This is a genomic window from Neoakkermansia glycaniphila (genome assembly GCF_001683795.1).
In the GTDB taxonomy this organism is placed as follows: Bacteria; Verrucomicrobiota; Verrucomicrobiia; order Verrucomicrobiales; family Akkermansiaceae; genus Akkermansia; species Akkermansia glycaniphila.
Genome location: NZ_LIGX01000032.1, coordinates 94074 through 111841 on the forward strand (window position 1 = coordinate 94074; position 17768 = coordinate 111841).

18 protein-coding genes and 1 tRNA gene are annotated in these 17768 nt (G+C 58.1%); 10 read left to right on the forward strand and 9 right to left on the reverse strand.

The window, feature by feature from the left end; all coding sequences use genetic code 11:
• Positions 1-7 precede the first annotated feature (7 nt).
• Positions 8-439, forward strand: coding sequence for a PEGA domain-containing protein (locus AC781_RS09175; RefSeq protein ID WP_067776957.1), 432 nt, complete (start codon positions 8-10; stop codon positions 437-439).
• 83 nt (positions 440-522) lie between these two features.
• On the opposite strand, the gene infA is transcribed toward AC781_RS09175, so the two are convergent.
• A complete protein-coding gene (gene infA / locus AC781_RS09180) occupies positions 523-723 on the reverse strand; it encodes a translation initiation factor IF-1 (RefSeq protein WP_067777151.1) in 201 nt (66 codons plus the stop codon).
• Between the two features lie 540 nt (positions 724-1263).
• On the opposite strand from infA, the gene rplM reads away from it, so the two are divergent.
• The gene (rplM, locus tag AC781_RS09185) at positions 1264-1695 is read left to right on the forward strand and encodes a 50S ribosomal protein L13 (RefSeq protein WP_067776962.1); all 432 of its coding nucleotides are present in this window, start codon (positions 1264-1266) and stop codon (positions 1693-1695) included.
• A gap of 13 nt (positions 1696-1708) precedes the next feature.
• On the forward strand, positions 1709-2116 hold the full coding sequence (gene rpsI, locus AC781_RS09190; RefSeq protein ID WP_067776965.1) for a 30S ribosomal protein S9: 408 nt from the start codon (positions 1709-1711) through the stop codon (positions 2114-2116).
• Positions 2117-2274: 158 nt separating this feature from the next.
• On the opposite strand, the gene AC781_RS09195 is transcribed toward rpsI, so the two are convergent.
• Both AC781_RS09195 and AC781_RS09200 read right to left on the reverse strand, forming a co-directional pair.
• Entirely contained in the window at positions 2275-2757 is a 483-nt protein-coding gene (locus AC781_RS09195) for a GNAT family N-acetyltransferase (RefSeq protein WP_067776968.1), read from the reverse strand.
• A 152-nt stretch (positions 2758-2909) separates the two neighbouring features.
• Positions 2910-3842, reverse strand: coding sequence for a ribose-phosphate diphosphokinase (locus AC781_RS09200; RefSeq protein WP_067776971.1), 933 nt, complete (start codon positions 3840-3842; stop codon positions 2910-2912).
• A 137-nt stretch (positions 3843-3979) separates the two neighbouring features.
• On the opposite strand from AC781_RS09200, the gene AC781_RS09205 reads away from it, so the two are divergent.
• The 4 genes from AC781_RS09205 (at position 3980) to AC781_RS09220 (ending at position 6212) form a co-directional block, all read left to right on the forward strand.
• Complete coding sequence (locus AC781_RS09205; protein ID WP_172801762.1) at positions 3980-4912, forward strand: exosortase/archaeosortase family protein; 933 nt, start codon at positions 3980-3982, stop codon at positions 4910-4912.
• Positions 4905-5612, forward strand: coding sequence for an exosortase-associated EpsI family protein (locus tag AC781_RS09210; RefSeq protein WP_067776978.1), 708 nt, complete (start codon positions 4905-4907; stop codon positions 5610-5612). Before AC781_RS09205 ends, AC781_RS09210 begins: the two co-directional genes overlap by 8 nt.
• A gap of 63 nt (positions 5613-5675) precedes the next feature.
• Positions 5676-5954, forward strand: a complete 279-nt coding sequence (locus AC781_RS09215) for a KH domain-containing protein (protein ID WP_067776981.1) — start codon at positions 5676-5678, stop codon at positions 5952-5954.
• A gap of 182 nt (positions 5955-6136) precedes the next feature.
• Positions 6137-6212: transfer RNA gene (locus AC781_RS09220), tRNA-Ala, on the forward strand.
• 260 nt (positions 6213-6472) lie between these two features.
• Here the strand turns inward: AC781_RS09220 and AC781_RS09225 are convergent.
• Together AC781_RS09225 and AC781_RS09230 are read right to left on the reverse strand one after the other, a co-directional pair.
• A complete protein-coding gene (locus AC781_RS09225; RefSeq protein WP_067776984.1) occupies positions 6473-9580 on the reverse strand; it encodes an efflux RND transporter permease subunit in 3108 nt (1035 codons plus the stop codon).
• A 23-nt stretch (positions 9581-9603) separates the two neighbouring features.
• A complete protein-coding gene (locus AC781_RS09230) occupies positions 9604-10764 on the reverse strand; it encodes an efflux RND transporter periplasmic adaptor subunit (protein WP_067776986.1) in 1161 nt (386 codons plus the stop codon).
• Between the two features lie 137 nt (positions 10765-10901).
• On the opposite strand from AC781_RS09230, the gene AC781_RS09235 reads away from it, so the two are divergent.
• Positions 10902-11534: a TetR family transcriptional regulator gene (locus AC781_RS09235; RefSeq protein WP_067776989.1), complete on the forward strand. Its 633-nt coding sequence runs from the start codon at positions 10902-10904 to the stop codon at positions 11532-11534.
• 18 nt (positions 11535-11552) lie between these two features.
• Here AC781_RS09235 and AC781_RS09240 read toward each other — a convergent pair whose 3' ends face one another.
• From AC781_RS09240 to AC781_RS09250, 3 genes are read right to left on the reverse strand one after another with little or no spacing between them, the layout of a single operon-like run.
• A complete protein-coding gene (locus AC781_RS09240) occupies positions 11553-12479 on the reverse strand; it encodes a beta-propeller domain-containing protein (RefSeq protein ID WP_067776993.1) in 927 nt (308 codons plus the stop codon).
• Positions 12480-12487: 8 nt separating this feature from the next.
• A complete protein-coding gene (locus AC781_RS09245) occupies positions 12488-12886 on the reverse strand; it encodes a DUF488 domain-containing protein (protein ID WP_067776996.1) in 399 nt (132 codons plus the stop codon).
• On the reverse strand, positions 12883-14031 hold the full coding sequence (locus AC781_RS09250) for a sialidase family protein (RefSeq protein ID WP_172801761.1): 1149 nt from the start codon (positions 14029-14031) through the stop codon (positions 12883-12885). The genes AC781_RS09245 and AC781_RS09250 overlap by 4 nt, the downstream gene beginning before the upstream one ends.
• Positions 14032-14152: 121 nt before the next feature.
• Here AC781_RS09250 and AC781_RS09255 point away from each other — a divergent pair, with 121 nt between their 5' ends.
• Together AC781_RS09255 and cls are read left to right on the forward strand one after the other, a co-directional pair.
• Positions 14153-14485, forward strand: coding sequence for a cupin domain-containing protein (locus AC781_RS09255; protein WP_067777154.1), 333 nt, complete (start codon positions 14153-14155; stop codon positions 14483-14485).
• A gap of 169 nt (positions 14486-14654) precedes the next feature.
• Positions 14655-16052 (forward strand): cardiolipin synthase, encoded by a 1398-nt coding sequence (gene cls, locus AC781_RS09260; RefSeq protein ID WP_172801760.1) that lies wholly within the window; start codon positions 14655-14657, stop codon positions 16050-16052.
• Between the two features lie 246 nt (positions 16053-16298).
• Here the strand turns inward: cls and AC781_RS09265 are convergent, their stop codons facing one another.
• Entirely contained in the window at positions 16299-17747 is a 1449-nt protein-coding gene (locus AC781_RS09265; RefSeq protein ID WP_067777002.1) for an NADH-quinone oxidoreductase subunit N, read from the reverse strand.
• Positions 17748-17768 lie beyond the last annotated feature (21 nt).

Here is a 17768-nt window from a genome sequence, read left to right on the forward strand (position 1 = left end):
GGAAGTCATGAATTTGAAACACGGCCTCCTTCTTCCCCTCTTGATGATTTGCGTTTCCTGCTCGTCCAAGAAATCTTTGACAATTCTTTCCGATCCTTCCGGCGCCAATGTGCAGGTCAATGGACGGCTGGTCGGGAAAACTCCGGTGACGACGACGATCGACCAGAGCAAGGCCGTCGATATTTTCGTGGAAAAATCCGGCTACCAGTGCGCTTCACGAGCCCTGACTCCGGAGGTCAGTACGATGGGTGCGATTCTGTGGACGGAAGGTGACCCGAAGGCGAAGTTCATTCGCGAAGATTCCGTGAATTTCAGCCTGAAGAAGCTGGATGCTCCGGCCATGCCGTCACGCCCGGCTCAGCCCAAAGCGCCTGTGAAGCCGTCCAAACCGGCAGATCGTCCCGTTCCCGTACTGCGGGATATGCCCAGTTTTTCCTGAATGTTCCGCTGTGGCCTCAAGAAAAAAGGATTGCTCCCTGCAGGGAGCAATCCGGAAAGAGGGGAAGGAATGGCAAATGCCGTTCAACCGATGCGGAAGGTGATGCGGGCCTTCGTCGTGTCGTAGGGGGACATTTCAAGCTTGACCTTGTCGCCGACGACGAGCCGGATGAAGCGCTTGCGCATTTTACCCGAGATGTGGGCGAGAAGTTCGTGCCCGTTCGGCAGTTTGACTTTGAACATGGTTCCTGCCAGCACTGCGGAAACCACGCCTTCGAGTTCGATCTGGTCTTCTGCGCTTGCTTCCTCGGTGTTCTTTTTGGCGTTGCGGTTGTTGACGAATCCTCTGGAGCGATTCTTGCCGCCATTATTCTTCCGGCCGGGTCCTCCGCCTCGGTTACCGCCGGGAGCAGGTCCTCTGTTGCCGCCGGGAGCTGCGCTGCGGTTACCGGCAGGGGCTGCGGCGGAGGGTGTGGCAGCACTACGGTTGCCTGCAGGGGCCGCACTGCGGTTGGCTCCGGCAGATGCAGGACGATTGGCGGAATTGGAACCTCGATTGTTGGAAGGTGAGGGTTGTGGACTCATTATGTTGTGTATCGTTATCAGGCACGCATTCAACCGCACTCGCGACAAAGCGCCCGTGCAAGTTTACTTCCCGTGCATGATGAAGGCAAGCGCTTTTTCCTGAATTCGGCCCGTTTTCTGAAAAAAAGACGCATATTTCTTAAAATGCGATTGACAAAGACCACCTTTGAGGGTAGAACAGTCCCCCCGAAATAGAGGTTCGATAGCTTGTAGCCTTAACCGGAAACGCAATTATTAATTATGAAAACCTTCTCTGCTAAAGCTCAAGAAATTGAGCGCAAGTGGTATGTGATCGACGCCGCCGACAAGGTGCTCGGTCAGGTCGCAGTGGAAGCAGCAAACCTGCTTCGCGGAAAGAATAAGCCGATCTTTACACCCCATGTGGATTGCGGCGATTACGTCGTCGTGATCAATGCCGACAAAGTCGTGCTTTCCGGCAACAAGGAAACGAGCAAGATCTATACCCGTTACTCGGGATATGTCGGCGGTCAGAAAGTTGAAACGCCTGCCAAGATCCGCGCCCGCCGCCCGCAACTTCTTCTCGAACATGCCATCCTCGGCATGGTGCCCCATACGCGTCTCGGCCGTTCCCAGGCTACGCACCTCAAGGTGTATGCCGGTTCCGAGCATCCGCATGCCGCACAGCAACCCATCGTTCACAACATCGCCTAATCTCTGAGTCATCATGAGTCAATCCACTCCATACAATGCTACGGGTCGCCGCAAGACCGCCATTGCTCACGCATGGCTGACCCCCGCTGAAGAAGGCAAGACGGGCCGCATCACGATCAATCGCCGCGGTTTCGAAGAATACCTTCCGACGATCCAGCTTCAAAACACCGTGCTGCAACCGTTCCTGGTGACCAACACGATGAACAAGTACAACGTGACCATCGTTTCCCAAGGCGGCGGCATCCATGGTCAGGTCGGAGCTATCCGCATGGCTATTGCCCGCGCTTTGGTGATGGTTGATGAAGCCTACCGTTCCCAGCTTCGCGAACAGAGTCTGCTTACTCGCGATTCCCGCATGAAGGAACGCAAGAAGGCCGGTCGTCCGGGTGCCCGCAAGCGCTTCCAGTTCTCGAAGCGCTAAGGCTTGCAGGAACCACTATCCCTCCTCTTCACAGATACGCGCATGGTTTTTCCATGCGCGTATTTTTATATGCAGCTGCGAAGCGGAATCAAGATGGGGCGGAATGTGTTCGGCAAGCGGAATCGGATGGATGGTGCCAGCCCGATGTCCGTGTATGATTACAGGGCAGGAGGCGCCTGCAGGGAAAGGGTGAAGGAGCGCTCTTCGTATCGGATGCCTGCATCGCGGAATCCGAGTTTTTTCAGCAGGGCGATGGAAGCTGTATTGCCGGTATCGGTGTCCGCATGGAGGCAGGCGGCACCCTGCGCCCTCAAGGCGGCAATGACGGCGGAAACAGCCTCGTAGGCATAACCCTGCCGCGCGTGGGTGCGGTGGATCGTGTAGCCGATCCAATAGGAAGTTTCTTCCTGCCGAAGATAGATGTCTCCGATCAAGTCATTCGTGTGGCGGCACGCAATGGCGAACTGGGCTCCGTGGCGCAGGGCGCTCTCTCCGAGGACGGCATCGGCGTATTCCTGCCGTGTTCGTCCTTTGAAACCTTGATACTGCATCCAGTCCATGTCGTTCCGGCAGGCGGTGAAGGCATCAAGATCTTTTTCGTGGAAAGGACGAATGATGCAGCGTGTGGTTTGTATGTGCATGGAAGGGGGCGGCTGAATGGAGCAGGCTGGCTGTTTGATGGCAGGGTGCGTTTTTACTGCCGGGGCGGCTGCTGTTGGTCGATATGAACCGTGACAACAAAAAGGCTGTCCGCCGGGGGGACAGCCTTAAATTGCGAGCTGTTCGAGCGCGGTTATTTGATTTCGAACAGGGAGGAGACGGATTCCCCAGCATGAATGCATTTGATGGCCTGACCCATCAAGGCGGCGATGCTGACGGTGTCCACCTTCGGACCGTGGGCCAAAGGTACGGAATCGCTGGTCAGTACGCGTTCGATGACGGAGTTGCTGAGGCGTTCACGTGCCAGATCGCTCAGGACACCGTGGGAGACTCCGGCAAAGATGCGGTTGGCTCCGTGTTCTTTCAGGATCTTGGCGGCAGCGCAGAGGGTGCCGGCCGTTTCGGTCATGTCGTCCACGAGGAGTACGTCCTTGCCTTCGACTTCGCCGATGACGGCGGATGCTTCCACTTCCGTCGCACTGACGCGGTGCTTGGCCACGATGGCCATTTTGGTGCCGAGGGCATCGGAGTAGGCGCGAGCCATCTTGACGCCGCCGATGTCGGGAGAGACGACGACGAGGTTGTTCAGATCGTTGACGTAGTTGTCGCGCAGGTGCTTGATGAGGACGGGCGTGGCGTAGAGATGGTCAACGGGGATGTCGAAGAAGCCTTGGATCTGGGCGGCATGGAGATCCATTGTGAGGACTCGGTCGACGCCGGATGCCGTCAGGAGGTTGGCGACGAGTTTGGCGGTAATGGGTACGCGGGGCTGGTCCTTGCGGTCTTGGCGGGCGTAGCCGAAGAAGGGCATGACGGCGGTGATGCGGCGGGCGCTGGCACGGCGAGCGGCGTCAACCATGACGCAGAGTTCCATGAGGTTGTGGTTGGTCGGCGGGCAGGTGGGCTGAATCAGGAAGACGTCGCGGTCGCGGATGTTTTCGTTGATTTTGACGAAGCTTTCGCCGTCCGGGAAGGTGTTGACCGTGACATTGGTGAGGGGGATGCCGACATTGGCGGCGATTTTTTCTGCAAGTGCTTTGTGAGCTGTACCACTGATAATTTTCATAGTAAGACGCTACGAGTGCGCGACTATTCTTGACAAATCGGGCGAGAATATCAACACTAAAGCGCAGAAGCTGGGTATATTTTTTTGAAGATATGGAAAATACGAATACGGATTCTCCCATAAGGGACAGAAATTATGTGAGCTACGCAAGTGCGGCGATAGCCTTGGCGCTGCTGGCGTGGTTTTACTGCTTTCAGCCGGGCTTTGGCCGGGAGCACTGGAGCGCATTTGCCTGGCTGATTTCGAGTTGGAATGGCGAGACGGATTATGAACATGCATGGATGGTGCCTATTCTTTCCGCAGTGATGCTTGTCCATGCGTGGAAGAGTATTCGCGATGTGCCCGGAAAGCAGGATATGCGCGGGCTGGCCATGCTGGCGTTCGGTGCGTTGCTGTACGTGGTTTCCTTCCGTACGCTGCAAGGGCGCATTGCGATAGGCGCGCTGCCGTTTATTCTGACGGGCGGCGTCTGGTTCCTTTATGGGGGGAAGATTGCCCGCTTGTGCGCCTTTCCGTTTTTCTTCCTGTGGATGATGATTCCCCTGCCGGGGTTCCAGCAGGCGACGGTCGGGCTGCAGTTGCTTGCCACGCAGGCGGCTCACTGGGGAGCCGGATTGTTCGGTGTGCAGACCATCGTCGAGGGTACCAATATCTCGTCCGCTTCGGGCAACTGGGATACGTACAGTATTGCGGGCGGTTGCAGCGGCATTCGTTCGCTGATGGCGTTGATCATGATTTCGACGGCATGGGCCTATCTGGCACCGCTGGCGATGTGGAAGAAGATCGTGCTGGCCTGCAGCGCGGTGCCTTTGGCGATCGTGGGCAATGCCTTCCGCGTGACGAGCATTTTCGTGCTGGCCGAATATGTGAACCCGGCGTTTGCCTCGAAAACGTGGCATGACTGGTCGGGGCTGCTGTTTTTCTTCCCGATGACTCTTGTGCTGCTGACTCTGCTTCACGGAGTGCTTGCCGGAGAGTTCCCCCTTCTGAAACGCCGCCGCAGCCGCGTGATGCGTATCCGGCAGGCCTCTCCCGATCAATCTGCCGACCATTCTCCGAATCATGAATAAATACTCTTTTTTGAAGCCCGTTCTGCTGCCCGTCGTGCTGGGGCTTGTATTGTCGGCCATCTATCTGTTGCCTTCGCATGGGGAATTGGCGAAGGCGGCCATTGCCGAGCAGTTGCCGCTGGGGACGGAGCTTGACGGATGGATCGGCTCCAAGCGGCAGGAATCCGACAAGGAGCGCGAAGCTCTCGCCGTGGATACCGTGTTCAATAAGGCCGATTATATTAAGGATTCCGGTGCGGTGTTGACCAGGACGCTGCGCGAATTGCCGTGCAGCGTGTCCATCGTCTTTTCCGGCAGCGATATGAACAATTCCATCCACCGTCCCGAACGCTGTCTTCCAGCGCAGGGACATGAGAATCTTCATTCATCCAAAAAGACGGTCAAGCTGAATAATGGGCGCGAGATCGTTCTGACTCGCCTTGCTTCGATGACGAGGCATCAGGAGGGTAAGCTGTACTATATCCATTATTATGTTTTCATCGGTAACCACACGGTGACGGAAGACCATCTGGAGCGGACATGGATCGATATGCGGGACCGTGTGCTGGAAGGGCGCGTGCAGAGCTGGGCCTACATCCAGCTGGGTTCCTATTACGGCGATCTGGTCGGCACATCGGAGGAGGAAACGGACAGGCAGCTGGTGGCCTTGATTCAGGATCTGCTGCCGCAGATTATCAAGTGGGATCAGTTGAAGGACTGAGCTTGCCGCTTGACATGGGGCGGGTGAATCTCTATAGTCTGTGTTGAACGTATAAATATCCATATGAAAACAGTAGTCGAGAACGTCCGCCGCTATCTCCAGCTTATTTCCTCCCAGTTCGTGCGCAACCCCGAGTTGGCCGAACTCCGTATTGCCGAGGTGCCGGAAAGCTCCATGGTGCGCTTCCGCCTCATTCTGGACAAAGCCGATATCGCACGCGTGATCGGCCGTAACGGTATGACGGCTTCGGCCATTCGCTCGCTGGCGAAGGCTGTCGGTGAAAAGTATGGAGTCAAGGTGATTGTGCACATCCTTTCCCACGAGGAAGCGGAAATGGTTTGATCAGTCTCTTTTGCCTTTCCGGCGGCGCATGGATTCCATGTGCCGCTTTTTGTTTGACGATGTGGCTGCGATTACCTCGCCAGCATGTTGAAAGGGCGATTAGAAAAGAAAAAATCACATTTTATCTTTTTTTTTCTTGTCAAGACGAGGCAATGCATGTAGAATCCGCCCGTACCCGTTACGGGGCATTAGCTCAGTTGGTAGAGCGCTTCAATGGCATTGAAGAGGTCAGCGGTTCGAACCCGCTATGCTCCACCAAATTTTATTCAATAACCCCTTGATATCTCAAGGGGTTATTTGTTTTCCGGAAAGCAACTCCAAAATCAATCGGAAGAGAGATTCAGGAGAGCTTTCATTCTTACTTCTAGTTCTCTGTGATGCGGAAGAGACTGTTCATGCCAATTTTCTTCTCATGTGCGTGCGGCATGCACATGAGAAGAAGAGGATCAGCCGCTGTTCCTGTGTTGGAATGAAAGAAGGCGGCAGGTTGTGCCGCCTTCGAGGGTGGGAGCTAGATGTCAGGATGCCGTTCCCGGCTTTTTCCCGCTGATTTTCATGATGATGTAGAAGAACAGCGGGACGAGGAAGACGGCGAGGACGGTGGCGGTGATGATGCCGCCCAGTACGCCCGTGCCGACGGCCATTTGCGCTCCGGCTCCGGCTCCGCGTGCGAAGGCGAGCGGCAGGACGCCTACACCGAAGGCGAGGGAGGTCATGAGGATGGGGCGAAGGCGTAGGCGGGAGGCCTGCAAGGTGGCTTCGAGGAGGGGCATGCCGTCCCGATAGAGGTCTTTGGCGACTTCGACGATGAGAATGGCGTTTTTGGCGGAGAGGCCGATGGTGGTGATGAGGCCGACTTTGAAGTAGATGTCGTTCGGCATGTCCCTGAGGAAGATGGCGAGGAGGGCGCCCAGCAGGCCGAGGGGTACGACGAGGATGACGGAGAAGGGGATGGACCAGCTTTCGTACAAGGCGGAGAGGACGAGGAAGACGACGAGGATGGAGAGCCCGAAGAGGATCATGGCCTGCGAACCGGATTGTTTTTCTTCGTAGGATTGTCCTGTCCATTCGAAGCCGACGCCTTGGGGAAGTTGTGCTGCGAGCTGTTCCATGGCAGCCATGGCTTCACCGCTGCTTTTGCCGGGAGGCGCGGCGCCGTTGATGGAGTAGGAGGGGTAACCGTTGTAGCGGGCGAGCTGGGGCGGCCCAGATGTCCATTCTGCGGTGACGAAGGAGGAGAGGGGGAGGAGGTTTCCTGTGGAGCTGCGGACGTAGAGGCGGCCGATGTCGGTGTTTTCGATGCGGTTTTGCCCGTCGGACTGGATGATGATGCGGCGTACCTGGTTGCCGAGCATGAAGTCGCCTACGTAGCTGGATCCGAACATGACAGCGAGTGAGTTGCCTATTTCTTCCATGGGAACCTGCATGGCGAAGGCTTTTTCACGGTCGATGGAGACGCGGATTTGCGGTACGTCGGCTTGCCCGGCGAAGTAGACTCCCGCGAGGTCCGGGTGTTGGTTGGCCTTGCCGAGGAGGGTGTTGCGAGCCTGAAGGAAGGTATCGTCGTCTAGGTCGCCCCGGTTGAGGAGGCGGAAGTCGAAGCCTGCCGAGTTGTCCAGTTCGGGGAGGGCTGGCATGTTGAAGGCCCTGACTTCCATTTTTTTGTCGGCTGCATAGATGGCGTTGATGCGTGCGACGATGGAAGCAGCAGCCTGCGAGGATTCGGGGCGGTCTTTCCAGTCTTTGAGCCCGATGAAGAAGATGGCGGTGTTGGGGCCGGAGCCAAAGTAGCTGAAGCCACCGACAGTGTAGACGTAGTCGATGGGTTCGTTGTCGCGGATGTATTGTTCGAGTTCGCGCGTTTTGGCGCGGGTTTCGTCCTGCAGGGTGCCCGGAGGCATGGAGATGCAGACGATGACGTTGCCCTGGTCTTCTTCCGGGAGGAAGGAGGAGGGCTGGTTGGTGTAGAGGTAGGCAGCTCCGCCGATGCAGAGGGCATAGAGGAGGAAGGAGCGGACGGGGCGGCGCAGGATGCCGGAGACAATGCGGCCGTAACGGGTGGTGGAGCGGGCGACCGAGCGGTTGAACCATCCGAAGAAGCCTTTTTTCTCGTGGTGATGCCCGGCTTCGACCGGTTTCAGAAGTGTGGCGCAGAGTGCCGGGGTGAGGGAGAGGGCGAGGAAGGCGGAGAAGGCGATGGAGATGACGAGGGTGAGGGAGAATTGCCGGTAGATGTTGCCCACGGCTCCGCCGAAGAAGGCCATCGGGATGAAGACGGAGACGAGGACGGCGGTGATGCCGATGATGGCTCCGCTGATCTGGTTCATGGCTTTGCGCGCGGCTTCTTTGGGCGGCAATCCTTCTTCGGACATGATGCGTTCGGCATTTTCGACGACGACGATGGCGTCGTCCACGAGGATGCCGATGCTGAGGACCATGCCGAACATGGTGAGCATGTTGATGGAGTAGCCCATGCCCCACATGACGGCGAAGGTGCCGAGCAGGGCGACGGGGACGACGAGGGTGGGGATGAGGGTGGCCCGGAAGTTCTGCAGGAAGAGGTACATCACGATGAAGACGAGGACGATGGCTTCGAGCAGGGTGGTGACGACTTTTTCGATGGAGATTTCGACGAATTTCGATGTTTCGTAGGGGATGCGGTAGAACATGCCCGGCGGGAAGTCTTTGGAGAGTTCGTCCATTTTTTCCCGGATGAGGGCGGTGGTTTCCACGGCGTTGGAGCCGGGCGCCATTTTGATGCCGAGGCCGGTGGAGGGTTTCCCGTTCATGCGGGAGAACATGCTGTAGTTGCTGGCTCCGAGTTCGACGCTGGCGATGTCTTTGATGCGGACGGTGGCGCCGTCCTGCAGGGTGCGGAGGGAGATGTTTTCGAATTCTTCGACGGTGCAGAGGGGATCTTCAGCAATAATGCTGGCGTTGATGGAGGCGTCCGGGGTGACGGCGGCACCGCCGATGTCGCCGATGATGATGCGGGAGCTTTGGCTGGCGACGGCCTGGACGATGTCCGAGGCGGTGATGCGCAGGGCTTCCATTTTGGCGGGGTTCGGCCAGATGCGCATGGCGCGTTCGGAACCGAAGGCCTGGACTTTGCCGACGCCCTTGACGCGTTTGAGTTCGGGCATGATGCGGGCGGTGGCCCATTCGCCGAGCGTGGTTTCATCGAATGTGCCGTCCGAGGAGAGGGCGACCATCAGCTGGATGTTGTTGGCGGCTTTTTCGATGAGGACGCCTTCTTTGCGTACCGTTTCCGGGAGGCGGGGGTCGACGATTTTGAGGCGGTTCTGCACTTCGACGGCGGCAAGGTCGGGGTTGGTGCCCTGCTTGAAGGTGAGGGCCATTTCCGTGGTGCCGTTCGAGTTGCTGGTGGCGGACATGTAGAGGAGGCCGGGAGCGCCGTTCATTTCGCGTTCGATGACGGCGGTGACGGCTTCCTCGATGTCTTTGGCCGATGCGCCCGGGTAGGTGGTCGTCAAGTTGATGACGGGCGGTGCGATGTCCGGGTACTGGGCAATGGGCAGCATGCGCAGCGAGAGGATGCCCGCCAGCATGATGAGGAAGGAGACGACCCATGCGAAGATGGGCCTGTTGATGAAGAATTGGGCCATGAGATGAGGGGTGGCAGGTGGTTTCAGTGTCCGGCTGTGTTTTGGCCGGCTTCGGGAGCGGCCGGGGCGGCGATGCTGACGGGTATGCCGGGCATCAGGTAGCTGGTTTTGCTGACGACGATTTTATCGCCGGGCTTCAGACCTTTGGTGACGATCCAGTTTTTGCCATCGAGCCGCTCGGTTTCGACGGGTCTTGCTTCGAGTTTGTTGCCGGGGCCGACAATGTAGACCATGGCGGACTGGGCGGTGCGCATGACGGCATCGCGGGGGATGCGGTAGATGTTGCGCTGGACGGCGGTGTCAAAAGCGATGCGGACGTAGGCGCCGGGCAGGAGTTCTAGGTCCTTGTTGGGGAATTCGGCTCGCATTTCGACGGTGTCGGTGAGGGGGTCGACAGCCATGTCGGAGAAGAAGAGTTTGCCTTCATGGGGGTATTCCCGACCGTCAGGCAGGATGAGTTTGACGCAGATTTTGTCGAAGGGGATCCCTTCGGCTTCGCCGGAGGTGATGGAGCGGCGCGATTTGCTCAGTTCCGCCGAGGGGGCGGAGAAGCGCACGTAGATGGGGTCGATCTGTTCGACGGTGGTGAGGTGGGTGAGTTCGTTTTTGTTGCACAGGGCGCCTTTGGTGACGAGGGCGCGGCGCACGCGGCCGCCGATGGGGGAGGTGACGGTGGCGTAGCCGAGTTCCTGCATGGCCTGTTCGAGCTTGGCTTCGGCTGCGGCGTATTCGGCTTCCGCCTGTTCTTTGCCCGCCAGTGCGAGGTTGTATTCGCGCTTGCTGACGCCTCCTCCTTCGACGAGGACGCTGTATTTCGCCAGTTTGTCGCGGGCATCCTTGAGGACGGCTTCGCTGCGGGAGACATCGGCCTTGCAGGCATCGACGGCGGCTTGCAGGGGGGCGCTGTCTATTTTGAAGAGGATGTCGCCTTCTTTGACGAGTTGTCCTTCCTGATAGCAGCGGTCGAGGACGATGCCCGTGACGCGGGCGCGGACTTCGGCCTGCAAGTAGGGTTCCATGCGTCCCGGGATGCGGACGCTTGTGACGGCTTTTCCTGGGCTGGCTTCCAGCACTTCGACTTCGGGTGTGGCGAATGCGCCTGCGTCCTGAGCGGCAGGTTTGTCGTTGCACGATGTGGCCAGCAGGGCGGACAGAAGTGCGATGGAGGGAAGAAAGCTTTTCATGACGAGGGAAGAACGGTAGGTATGTGCAAGAGTGCCGATCGTTGTGCAGTGCGGCGAATGAGGGAAGAATATCAAATTGAAATAATTAATCAATCGTGATTGATTAATTCATTGTGTCATGATAGTATCATGCCGTCATGGCAAGGAAGACTCCGGAAGAATCGCAGAAAACACGGGATGCCATTTTGGATGCCGCAGAAGTCGTTTTTTTGAAGAAAGGCGTTACCCACGCGTCGATGGCGGATATTGCCGAGCAGGCAGGGGTGTCGCGCGGCGCCGTTTACGGGCATTACAAAAACAAGATGGAGCTTGGCCTCGCCATGTGCCAGAGGGCTTTTGAGGCCGATGATTACTGGAAGGAGGGGAAGGCCGTGAATGTATCGCCTCTGGAGAGGCTGCGCAGGCAGCATTTGTTCCACATGAAGCAGTATTGCGAGTCGGATACGCAGCGGAGGGTGCTTGAGATTTTGTATACGAGGTGCGAGAGGACGCCCGAGAACGATGAGATGCTGCGGTTGAAGGAGCAGTTCGAGAAGGAGTGCGAGGATGATCACATGCTGTTGCTGAACGAAGCCGTCAGCAGTGGGGAGTTGCCTCGGGATCTGGATGTGGGGCTTGCCTTCGCGTTTCTGAATACGATGGTGTGCGGGCAGTGTTCGTTGCTGATGTGCAAGGAGATGACTCCCGAAGAGTTCATGCTTGCTCTGGAACCTTTTCTGGATGCTTCCCTTGATGCCATGCGGCATTCTCCGGCATTGAGGAAGAGGTGAGGCTGAGGTGCGAGCCTGTCAGCGCAGAGGTTGTTGTTTCATCACCTCGGGATCGAGTATCTGGATGCTGGAGACGCGGTTCTGAATGCGTGGCGTGAGGCTCCAGACGAGTTTTTTATCGGGAGTGATTTCCAGTACGGCAGGGCCGGATGTGTGGCCGTGGCCGCCCCAGTTGCACAGGATGGTGTTGCCGTTGGGCAGCCGCTGGATGCCGGCGACGAATCCGAGCGTGACGCCCGGGATGTCGGTTTGCCCTACTTCCCAGACGATGTTGCCGTCCGGCGAGAGTTCGAGGAGGCGGTGCATGTCGCCGCAGGCGGTGAGGGTGTTGCCGTTCGGGAGGCGCACGGCGGTGTATCGGCCATCGGGGAATGCGCGGACGAGTTTTCCGTTTTCATCGAATTCCATGGCCTTGCCGCCATTTTTCTGCTGGGTGATGAGGTAGGTGCCCTGCGGCGTTTTGCGGATCTGGCGAAAGGTGCCGTGAGCGTTGCCGAGGTCGCGCAATTCGACGGTTTTGAGGATGTCGCCCGTTGCCCGGTCGATTTCACGGATCACGGATAGGTTATCGAAGGATTCCCCCGTAAGAATGCGGTTGCCGGGCAGGGGCTGGCAACTGTGCGTTTCGCCGCGTTTGCCGTCTTTCAGGGGCGGCGACCATTGCCAGACCGTTTCGGCTCCCTTGCCGGCGGCGTAGTCCGGTTTGATTTCGCGGATGCCTTCTTTTTTGACGGAGTGAAGGATGTTGCCGTTCGGCAGGAGGACGGCATCGGATACTTCATCCTGAAAGGGGATGCTCCATTCCGTTTCCTGATTGGGGCCGATAATGGCGATTTGCCCGAGCCCGCAGCCTGAGACGAGGATGCGATGCGTTGTTTCTTCCCCGGCTATCACAGATGCCGAGAAGATAAGGGCGAGGAGGCCGATGCGGAGGAAGGAGAACATGTTGCCCTCTACGGTGCCTGTTTTTCCTGTTGATTGCAAGGAGAATCCGCGTGGGCAAGCAGATAGTCCTTCAGGACGGCCGCTTCATTGTGTTCCGTATCGCGGGCGGCATAGAGCAGTGTCAGCGGGCCTTGTGCAGCCAGTGACTGCAGGTGCCGGACGGCTTCGGGAGATTGGGCGAGTTCTTCAATGTACCGTTTTCGGAATTCTTCCCATTTGGCCGGGTCGTGGTTGAACCACTGGCGCAGTTCTGTTGAAGGGGCCGTTTGTTTGTCCCATTCGTCCCATGGGGCGTTGGCTTTGGCTATGCCGCGAGGCCAGAGGCGGTCGACGAGTACGCGGCAACCATCCTCAGGGGCAGGCGGATCGTAGATGCGTTTGATGTGAATATGGGCGGAAGGTTTCATTTCTTCCGTTGGGATGCTCCTGAGGCGGGTTTCGTTGAATCCGCACGTGGCGGTTTCGTGACGAGAAGGTCGAGGCGCATCCAGCCGGCGGGGCGTTTGGGGCTTCTCATGAAGCTGGCGCCATCTGCCGTTTCAAACAGGACGGCGATTCTCCCGTCCGGCAGGGGAGCCATGCAGCTGTATCCTGCGGCGCCGGATGCCAGAACGACGGGGGATGACCATGTTTTCCCCGAATCGCCTGAGGCGTAGAGCATGAGTTTGCCGCGGTTATCGGTGTTTCCTGTCGGTTCCGTTCCGGCTGGGCCGCAGAACAGGAGCGTGCCGTTGCGGCCGAGAACGGAGGCGTGGCAGCCTTTGTCCGGAGCGGCAAGCTGGGGTTCGTCGCGAAGGGGACTCCAGGTGGTGCCGCCGTCGCTGCTGACGGTCGAACGCCGTTTGCCGGACGCGCGGAGGTTCAAGTAGATTTCTCCGGACGGGCCTTCGGCGATCTGTCCTTCACCTCCGGCCGGAGCGGGTTTTCCTATTTTCCAGTTTTTTCCTCCGTCATCGCTGTAAATCATGAAATCTTTCGTTTTGCCGTCGGGCAATTGCTGGCGGGATGGGACGAGGAGGCGTCCTTTGTGTGCTCCTTGCGCGATCCGGATACCAGAGCCGGGGCCGAATCCTCCCAGTCGGCGGTCTTCCGGCAGGAGGGCGGCTGTCATGTCCTTTTCCTGCCATGTGCGGCCGTGGTCGCGGGAAGAAAGCAGAATGAGCCTGTTTTTTTCGGCGGTGGGGGCGTATTGCGGCCACCGGACGGTGAAGAGGTAGATGTTGCCGTTTTTGGCATCGACGACGGGGCAGGGATCCATATAGGCATCGGTGCCGTGTTGGGCGATGATTTGAGCCGGCAGCCATGTTTTTCCGCCGTCATTGCTTCTGCGGAGGATGATGTGGGTGCGGGATTTGTCTTTCCACGTGTCGATACGTCCTTCTGCGAAGGCGAGCATGTCGCCATTGCGGGCGATGGCGAGAGCGGGTATGCGATAGCTGTGATAACCATTGTCCCCTGCCGAAAACGGAGTGGACAAGATTTTGGCATTGTCGGTCGCCGGGAGAACAGCGGAAAAGCAGAGAGCGGCGGCGGGCAGGATGAACGCGTTCATGGTCTGTTCCTGTATACGATGCATGCAGGGGAGTTTATCACCGGAGAAGGGTGTATTCGCGTCATGGTTGCCACAGGGAGCCGCTCCGGAACGTCTTATCATCAGCAGGAATGTTTTTATCATGAGTGTACTCCAACATATTGAAAAGGGTGTCGTCGTCAGATACGGTGATCTGGTCGGCTATCAGGCGAACCAGGTCGTGAGCATGACGCTGGCGCGGACTCCACATGTCAACGTTTCGTTATTCGCTTTCGATGCGGGCGAAGAGTTGTCCGAGCATACGTCGACGGGCGATGCGATGGTAGATGTTCTGGAAGGGAAGGCGACAGTGTTTATTCAGGGCAAACCCCATGTTGTGCATGCGGGGGAAAGCATCGTGCTGCCTGCCCATGTCCCTCATGCCGTGCAGGCGGTCGAACGGTTCAAGATGCGGTTGACAGTACTGTTCGGCTGATGGAAGTATGCTCTGGGTGCGGATCGTATCCGGCCGGATGAGGGGAGCTACGTGTTTTTATGCTTTGATGAAACCGATTGTGCCGTTATAATCGCTGCATACGGATTTTTCGATGAATATGGGAGGCAGCGACAGTACGGTTATCGCCATTTGCATGGCCTCGATGCATATGGCCGGTCTATTGCTGGCTTTGCATGCGATGCGGGCGTCCCGTACGCCGCAGGGTTCGCTTGCCTGGATGTTCGCGCTGGTGGCTGTTCCCTATGTGAGTATTCCTTTGTATTTGGCTCTCGGTTCCCGCCGTTTCAAGGGGTACGTGGATGCCCGCAAGAGGTATGCGGAGCGCAATACGCGGTTGTCCAACATCACGAGGGATGTGCAGCAGAAACTGTCCACCATGGCCGTGAAGATGGAAGGCGAGAGGCTGGGGCGGCTGAATGTGCTGCCCGATGTGGCGAATCTTCCGATCTGCCGGGGGAATTCCGCTTCCCTGCTCGTGGACGGCGACGAGACGTACAGCGCCATGGCCGAAGCTCTGAAGCGGGCGAAATCGTATATTCTGCTTGAGTTTTACATTATCAAGAACGATAAGGCAGGCGCGATTCTGCAGAAAGCCGTGATCGAGCGCGTGAAGGCCGGAGTGCAGGTGTACATGCTGTACGATGAGATCGGATCGCACAAGCTGCCCGTGGGTTATATCCGCAAACTGCGGAAGGCGGGGGTGCGCATCGAGTCTTTCAACGGCAAGAGGTTTTTCCTGACGAATATCGTGCGAGCCAATTTCAGGAATCACAGAAAGCTGGTCATTGTGGATGGGCGCGAGGCATTCGTAGGCGGGTTGAATGTAGGGGTGGAGTATGTGGGCCTTGGGAGGATGGGCTACTGGCGCGATACGTTCCTGAAGCTGGAAGGTCCCGCCGTGCTGGAAGCGCAGCTTTGTTTCCTCGAGGACTGGCATTGGGCGACCTATGGCGATGTGCCCTCGTTCGACTGGACGCTTCCCGCGCCGAAAAAAGATGACGTTCGGATGATGATTCTGCCTTCGGGGCCCGTCGATACCGTCAATGCCTGGAATATGGCGGTCATTTCCCTGGCGCAGACGGCGCAGCGGAGGCTTTGGCTGACGACACCGTATTTCGTGCCGAACGAGACGGTGCTGTACGAGTTGCAATTGGCGGCTCTGCGCGGCGTGCAGGTGCGTATTCTCGTGCCGCATGACTGTGACCACAAGATGGTGCAGATGTCTTCCTCGACGTTCATTCCCGATCTTCTTCCGAGCGGCGTGGAGATCTACGCCTATACGAAGGGTTTCCTTCATGAGAAGGTGGCTCTGGTGGATGACGATGTTTGCTGTGTGGGGACTGCGAATCTCGACAACCGTTCGTTGAGCCTGAATTTCGAGTTGACGGCGCTGATGTGCGACCGGACGCAGGCGGCTGCCATTGCCGCCATGCTGGAAAAGGATTTCGGGAATGCCCGCCTGATGCAGGCTTCCGACTGGGAGCGGCACAGCCTGCTGTACAAGCTGGCATCGAGTTTCGCTCGCTTGATGGCTCCGGTGCAATAGAGGGGATTGCCCGCAGAGGGACGGCCATTTCGGGATTCCCGGGTGCATGGTTCCGTGGTTGTCCCATGCGGTTCTCTGAAAGGTTGAGACCGGACAATTTCTATTCGATATGGATGGGTGATTTGTGATCGGTTGCGGGCGTATCAGTCGAGTACGCGAGAGGGGGAGTGAACGGTGTGTGCGGAAAATGAAACATCCCGCATGCCGGAACATGCGGGATGAAGAGTTGATGGCAGAGGATGTTCTTTAGAACATGGGGCCTGTGAAGAGGGGCAGAACGCCGCACACGATCAGGAAGGCCACGCTCGCTGCAAGAACGATGCCTGTGACGGGGGGGATGCTGAGGGGCTTGTCTTCTTCAAGCGGGGTTTCCCAGTACATCATGCGGATGACCTTGAAGTAGTAGTAGAAACCGGCCGCTGCGCATACGATCATGATCGGGAAGAGCCAGCACATCAGGCAGGCATGGCTGAAGCCGGAGGCTTCCGCGACGGTGATGAACGAGGAGAGCTTGGCAAAGAAGCCGCCCGTGAGCGGAACGCCCGCCAGAGAGGCGAAGAGTACCGTGATGGCGAAGGCCAGGCGCGGGTTGGTTTTGCCGAGTGCGCGGAAGGCGGAGATTTCTTCGCTGCCGCGCTGGATGCGTACCTGAGCGAGGGCGAAGAATGCGCCCATGGTCGCGATCATGTACACGGCAAGGTAGAACGGCACGTACGGTGCATCGAAGTCGGCATGGCCGCATTGGAGGTAGAGCGGGAGGATGAAGCCTGCCTGTGCGATGGAGGAGTATCCGAGGAGGCGCTTCATGTTCGTCTGGGCGATGGCGCCCAGATTGCCGATTACAAGGGTGAGGGCTGCAATGACCGCAAGGACGGTGTAGATGCGGTGGGCATAGCCGAAGGTGGCGCCGATGTAGCTGAGGAAAGGCGTGAGCAGGATGGTGAGCAGGGCAAAACCGGCTATCTTGGAGGCGACGGAGAGGAATGCCGTGGTCGGGGTGGGTGCGCCCTGATAGACGTCGGGCACCCATACGTGCATCGGCACTGCACCGATCTTGAAGGCCGCTCCGAGCAGCAGGAAGGTGATCGCCATCATGAGTCCTGCCGCGATGCCGTCGTTGACGAGGAAGGTGGCAGCTACAACGGTGGGGCTGAGTGTGAAGGTACCCGTCATGCCGAAGTACCATGCCGCGCCGAAGACGAGGATGCCGGTGCTGACGGCTCCGAGGACGAGGTATTTGACGCCCGCTTCGACGGATCCGTAGTTGCGGCGGTAGTAGCCGACGAGGATGTAGGAGGAGAGCGTGAGGACTTCCAGTCCGACGAAGAGCATGACGAGGTCCGTCGCCTTGGTCATGGCGCTGATGCCGGCGCAGGCCAGAATGGGCAGGATGTAGAATTCGCCCGTGCCGTCCTGCGTGCCGCTTTCGTTGGAAGAGGCATTCGTGATTTTGGCGTAGTCGAATGAGAGGAGCAGCGTCAGCCCGGTCGCGACGACGGCGAGCAGGGCGTAGATTTCATCCTGCAGGGCGAAGGCCGTCAACAGGGTGCAAACGGCTCCGGCGAGGCCGAGGAAGCGTTTGGGAAGCTTCTTGAGGAAGGTGTCGGCCATCAGCAGCACGAGCGCAAGGCCGACGAGGAAGAGTTCGGGAGTAAAGAGCTCCAGACTGTAGCCATCGAATAGTGAGTCAATCATAGCAGATTTGGATGTGGGATG